The sequence below is a fragment of the Nocardia sp. CC201C genome, assembly GCF_030010695.1.
GTDB classification, from domain to species: domain Bacteria; phylum Actinomycetota; class Actinomycetes; order Mycobacteriales; family Mycobacteriaceae; genus Nocardia; species Nocardia otitidiscaviarum.
The window spans coordinates 1-5,013 of the sequence record NZ_JASCXP010000489.1; the positions used below are offsets into that span (position 1 = coordinate 1).

Annotated in this window: 6 protein-coding genes; 3 read left to right on the forward strand and 3 right to left on the reverse strand. The window is 67.8% G+C overall.

Annotation, left to right across the window (positions count from 1 at the left end; all coding sequences use genetic code 11):
* Window positions 1–49: 49 nt before the first annotated feature.
* Genes QK444_RS32430 through QK444_RS32440 form a run of 3 tightly spaced genes read right to left on the reverse strand, consistent with a single transcriptional unit; the run spans window position 50 to window position 2,678 of the window.
* Complete coding sequence (locus tag QK444_RS32430) at window positions 50–892, reverse strand: ABC transporter permease (protein ID WP_282785874.1); 843 nt, start codon at window positions 890–892, stop codon at window positions 50–52.
* An 11-nt stretch (window positions 893–903) separates the two neighbouring features.
* Window positions 904–1,725, reverse strand: coding sequence for an ABC transporter permease (locus QK444_RS32435; RefSeq protein ID WP_282785875.1), 822 nt, complete (start codon window positions 1,723–1,725; stop codon window positions 904–906).
* A complete protein-coding gene (locus QK444_RS32440; protein ID WP_282785876.1) occupies window positions 1,725–2,678 on the reverse strand; it encodes an ATP-binding cassette domain-containing protein in 954 nt (317 codons plus the stop codon). The genes QK444_RS32435 and QK444_RS32440 overlap by 1 nt, the downstream gene beginning before the upstream one ends.
* 202 nt (window positions 2,679–2,880) lie before the next feature.
* On the opposite strand from QK444_RS32440, the gene QK444_RS32445 reads away from it, so the two are divergent.
* From QK444_RS32445 to QK444_RS32455, 3 genes are all read left to right on the forward strand, one after another.
* Window positions 2,881–3,363, forward strand: coding sequence for a hypothetical protein (locus tag QK444_RS32445; protein WP_282785877.1), 483 nt, complete (start codon window positions 2,881–2,883; stop codon window positions 3,361–3,363).
* Between the two features lie 123 nt (window positions 3,364–3,486).
* Window positions 3,487–4,224, forward strand: coding sequence for an ATP-binding cassette domain-containing protein (locus QK444_RS32450; RefSeq protein WP_282785878.1), 738 nt, complete (start codon window positions 3,487–3,489; stop codon window positions 4,222–4,224).
* Window positions 4,224–5,012, forward strand: a complete 789-nt coding sequence (locus tag QK444_RS32455; RefSeq protein WP_282785879.1) for an ABC transporter permease — start codon at window positions 4,224–4,226, stop codon at window positions 5,010–5,012. The genes QK444_RS32450 and QK444_RS32455 overlap by 1 nt, the downstream gene beginning before the upstream one ends.
* Window position 5,013 lies beyond the last annotated feature (1 nt).

The following is a 5,013-nucleotide window of genomic DNA, read 5'->3' on the forward strand; positions in this document are numbered from 1 at the left end:
AATCCCGACCGGGCCCCGTTCTCGTCGTACGGGTCAGCGGCGTCTGGGGTCAGCGGCGCTGCTCGGCGGCGTGGCGATACCCCCGTACCGCCAGCGGGCCGAAGACGACGATCAGGCCGAGGGTCCACACCACCGTGAGGACGAGCGGTTTCGCCACCGCACCGCTCTCGGTCAGGCCGCGTACGGCGTCCACCGCCGGGGTCATCGGCTGGTGCCGCACCACCGGCTGCAACCAGCCCGGGTATTCGGAGACCGGCGCGAAGCCGCCGTTGAAGAACAGCAGCAGCAGGAACAACCCGCCTAATTGCTGCACGGCCTGCCGCCCCGACGCCACCGTGGCCATGGCGATCACCGGCACCGCGATGCCGACCGCGAACACCATCGGCACCAGCACCGCGCCGACGGCGGCGGCGATCCCGTGCTCGAAGCGGAAGCCCAGCGGCACCGCCACGGCGAACAACACCACGGTGGCGATACCGGTGCGCAGCGCCTCGGCGAGCAGCCGCCCGGCGATGAAGCCCGCTCGCGGCACCGGCAGCGTCCAGGTGCGCGCCAGCAGCCCGGTATCGCGTTCGGAGATCAGGCTGATCGCCGTGGCGAGGGTGCCGAACAGCGCGCCCACCAGCGCCACCAGGCCGGTATTGCCGTACACGCTGTCACCGCCGCCCATGGCGGTCACCGTCTTGCCCAGCACCAGCTGGAACATCAGCAGCATGAAGGCGGGAAAGACCAACGACTGCACCACGATTCCCGGGTCGCGCGACCAGGATCGCAGCAGCGCGCCCGCATGCACGAGCGACTGACGTAGCAGCGGAACGGCTTGGCGCGGCGGCCATGTCGTGGCTGTCGCGGTGGAATTCACTGCGGTGGAATTGGATTCGACTGTGGTCATGGCTTCCTGATTCATCGGCTCACCTGTGCCCGACCCGCCGCGACGATCGCGATGCCGCCCGCGGTGAGCAGCGCCGCCGCCCAGACCAGCGCGGCCGTCAGATCGATCCCCGTCCCGGTCGCCAGCGCCCGCAGCGCATCGGTGAACACCGACATGGGCTGATTTCGGACGAAGGGCTGCGCCCAGTCCGGAAACCCTGCCGCCGGAACGAGTCCCGTGGACGCCATCACCAGGATGAGCTGCGGGATCATGAGAATGCTGGCGATGGACACCGAATTACGCGCGACCGTGCCTACCGCGTCGGTGAGCATGCTCAGCGCCAGCCCGAAGACCACCACCAACGCCAGGAAAGCCAGTGTGTGCCAGGCGGACCCGTGGAACCGGAAACCCAGCGCGTAGCCGATGCCGAGACCGCCCGCCAGCGCCAGCAGCATGCGCACCACCACCCACGCCATCCGGCCCAGGAACGGCGTGACGCGCGGGATGGGCAGCGACATCATGCGTTCGTGTACCCCCGCACGCGCGTCGTGGCCGGCGGTCTCGGTGGCGGTGATGGCGGTGAACAGCCCGGCCTGCAACAGGATGATCGGGGTGAGGAACTGCGCGTAGTCACCGCCGCCCAGTTCGAACTGCCGATGCAGCGGCACGTAGAAGCAGACGAAGAACACGACCGGCCCGAAGACGGCGAAAATCGCGTCGCCGGAACGGATCGCGGCCACGATCTTCTGTCGGGCCAGGGTGGCGGTGGCCGCGCCCAAACCCACCGAGGCACGGGCGATGGAGCCGCCGCGCGCCGGTGTGGCGGACACGGGGGTGAGGGTGGTCGACGACATCAGTGCTTCTCCGTGAGTTGCAGGAACACCTCGTCCAGCGACGGCTGCCGCAGCCCGATGTCCACCACGTCGATGCGTTCCCCGCGCAACCGCGCGATCACGTCGGACACGGTGTCCATGCCGTCGGGGGCCCGGACCACCAGGCGCGGGTGCACGGTGCCGGCGGTCCCGTCCGCGGGGGCGTCGACCAGTTCGAAGCCGTCGAGCAGCGACAGCACCCGCGCGGTGTCGTCGCGCTCGATCAGGGTCACCTCGCAGACGGCCGCGCCGACTTGCTGTTTCAGCTGGCCGGGCGTACCGGCGGCGACCACCGAGCCGCGGTTGAGCATGACGATGTGGTCGGCGAGCCGGTCGGCCTCCTCCAGGTACTGCGTGGTGAGCAGCACCGTGATGCCCTCGCCGCGCAGTCCGGAGACGGTATCCCACACGGCGGCGCGGCTGCGCGGATCGAGCCCCGTGGTCGGCTCGTCCAGGAACAGCACCTCCGGGCGGGTGACCAGCGCGCTGGCGATGTCCACGCGCCGCTGCATACCGCCGGAGAGCGCGCCGACCCGCCGGTCCCGCACCGCCGCCAAATCGAATTGCTCGACCAGTTCGTCGATCCGGACCCGCAGCGCATGTCCGCGCAGACCCGTGAGCTTGCCGAAGACGGCCAGGTTCTCCACGGTGGTGAGTCCGGAGTCCAGGGCGGCGTACTGCCCGGTGAGCGAGATCAATTCGCGCACCCGCGCCGCGTCGGCGACCACGTCGCACCCGCAGATGCGGGCCTGTCCCGAGGACGGCCGCTGCAGCGTGGACAGCAGTGTGACGGTCGTGGTCTTGCCGCTGCCGTTGGGGCCGAGCAGGCCGAGCACCTCGCCGGGCGCCACCTCGAACGATATCCCCTGCAACGCCGAGACCTCGCCGTATGTCTTGACCAGATCGACGACCTGTATGGCGGGTTCGGTCGACACCGTGCATCCTTTCGTTCTTTTATTAGGCAAGGCTAGACTAACTTACCGGGAGCGTATGTGTGACCCGTCTCGCTCCGCACCAATCGCTTTGGGAGACCTCACACTTCGGCGGCCACGCCCGACTTAGGATTGACTTGCCTAATTTGCCTGGCTAGCGTGTGCTCTCGCTGCACGTTTCGCACGCTGTTCGAGAAGGGCTGTCATGCCAAAGTTCATCAAAGTCGCCGCCATCGCCGTCTTCGCCGCCATCCTCGGCCTGGGCTTCGCCCAGCCCGCGGCCGCCGATGTGTCCATCCGCGATTCGCAGGTCTCCGACCTCTACGTCCGCGCCGACGTGCCGAGCCTGCATCAGATCGAGAAGCAGTTCGCCGCGTTCTGGAACCCGAACATCGGCATGGACGCCAAGGTCGAGGTGAGCTACAACGGCCCGGCCGCCCGCGGCGCGCTCGAGCGCGTGATGAGCAACAGCGCCACCATGGACTTCTTCTCCATCCAGGGCCGTGCGCTCGGTCCGGTGAACGTCGCCGGCAACACCATGTCGGTCCAGGTCGAGGGCCTGATGGCGGGCTTCCCGGCCACCAGCACCACCTACCACTACATCCGCGAGGGCGGCCTGTGGAAGTTCGACTGGAAGAGCATCTGCCAGTCGATGCAGTGCGCCGGTAACCCGAACTTCGGCTACTGAGCCACCGCTGACATCCCGGCGCGGCCCCCTGATTGCGTCCACGCGATCCGAGGGTCGCGTTTGTCATGTCAGCCGCCCCAGAGAAACGAATTCGATTGTGAAACAGCTTTTCAGGACTTCCCTATGATCACCGTTCGCGGCGTGTCCAAACGCTTCGGCGACACCGTCGCCGTGGACGACGTCAGCTTCGAGGCCGAGCCGGGGGCCATCACCTATCTGCTCGGACCCAATGGCGCGGGCAAGACCACGGTCATGCGCATGATCGCCGGACTGGCGCGGCCGAGCTCGGGGTCGATCACCATCAATGGCAAGACCCTGCACGACTTCCCGAACACCCTGCGCGAAATCGGGTTCAGCTTGGGCGCGTTCGCCCGCAATCCGCAGCACACCGCCACCCAGCACCTGCTGTGGCAGGCACGGCTGGGCGGGCTGCCGACATCGACGGTCGGCGCGGCGCTGGAGCGGGTCGGACTGGAACGGGTCGCCCGGCGGCCGGTCGGCAAGTTCTCCTACGGCATGCTGCAACGGCTCGGCATCGCCTCGGCCCTGCTGGGCGATCCCAAGACCGTCGTGCTGGACGAGCCCGCCAACGGCCTGGACGTCGAGGGCATCCTCTGGCTGCGCGAGCTCGTGGTCGGTCTGGCGGCCGAGGGCAAGTGCCTGCTGGTGGCCTCGCACAATCTCACCGAGGTGGAGATCACCGGAACGCGGGTCGTCATCATGGGCAAGGGCGCGGTGCTGTCCGATACGACCAAGGAAGAACTGGTGGCGAAGGGAACCGAGCCCCGGCGGCTGGAGTCGGCGTACATCGACATCACCAGCGGCAGTGTGGAATACGCGGCGGCCGGGGGTGCGCGCTGATGACGGTCACCTATCTCGTCCAGGCCGTGCGCAGTGAGATGGCGAAGCTGTCGTGGCGCAGTTCGGTGTGGTACTCGGTGGTGCCGCTGGCCGTGGTCATCCCGGTCGCGATCAACTTCGGCATCGCCAAAGCCACCCAGTCGAACGCGTTCCGGGGCGCGGGCGGTATGGACACCAACAACGCCGCCTACTGGATTCTCATCTTCTCCACCTTCATCCTCATGTCGGCCGGAGTGTCCTCGCTCAGCGCGGAATTCAAGGACCGCACCGCCGAGACGGCCTTCGCGATCCAGCCGCGCCGCTGGATCCTGCCGGTGGCCAAGCTGATCGTGTTCGGCGCGATCTCCGCCGTCACCGCCGGGCTCACCACCTTCGCGCTGCTCGCCGGATTCCCGCGCGTTTTCCCCGAGATCTGGGGCGAGGTCGACGCGTTCTCCGCCGACGGCGTGCGCCTGCTCATCGCGGTGCCGATCTTCGCCCTGCTCATCTGCGCGCTCGGGCTGGGACTCTCGGCACTGGTGCCCAAACCCGGACTGGTCGTCATGATCGTGCTGTTGTGGAAGTTCGGCATCGAGGTGTTCGTCACCTTCATCCCGGGCGATCTGGGGCTGCTGCTGCAACGGCTGTCGCCGTTCAAGAACGGTGAACTCGGAGTGGGACAGCTGGCGACCATCGAGAGCTACTTCGGTGGGCAGAACGGCTCGCTGGTGTACTTCGCGGCGCTGTGTGTGGTGATCTTCGTCGCGGGCACCGTGCGGCTATCCATGGTGGACACCCGAAGCGAGTAGA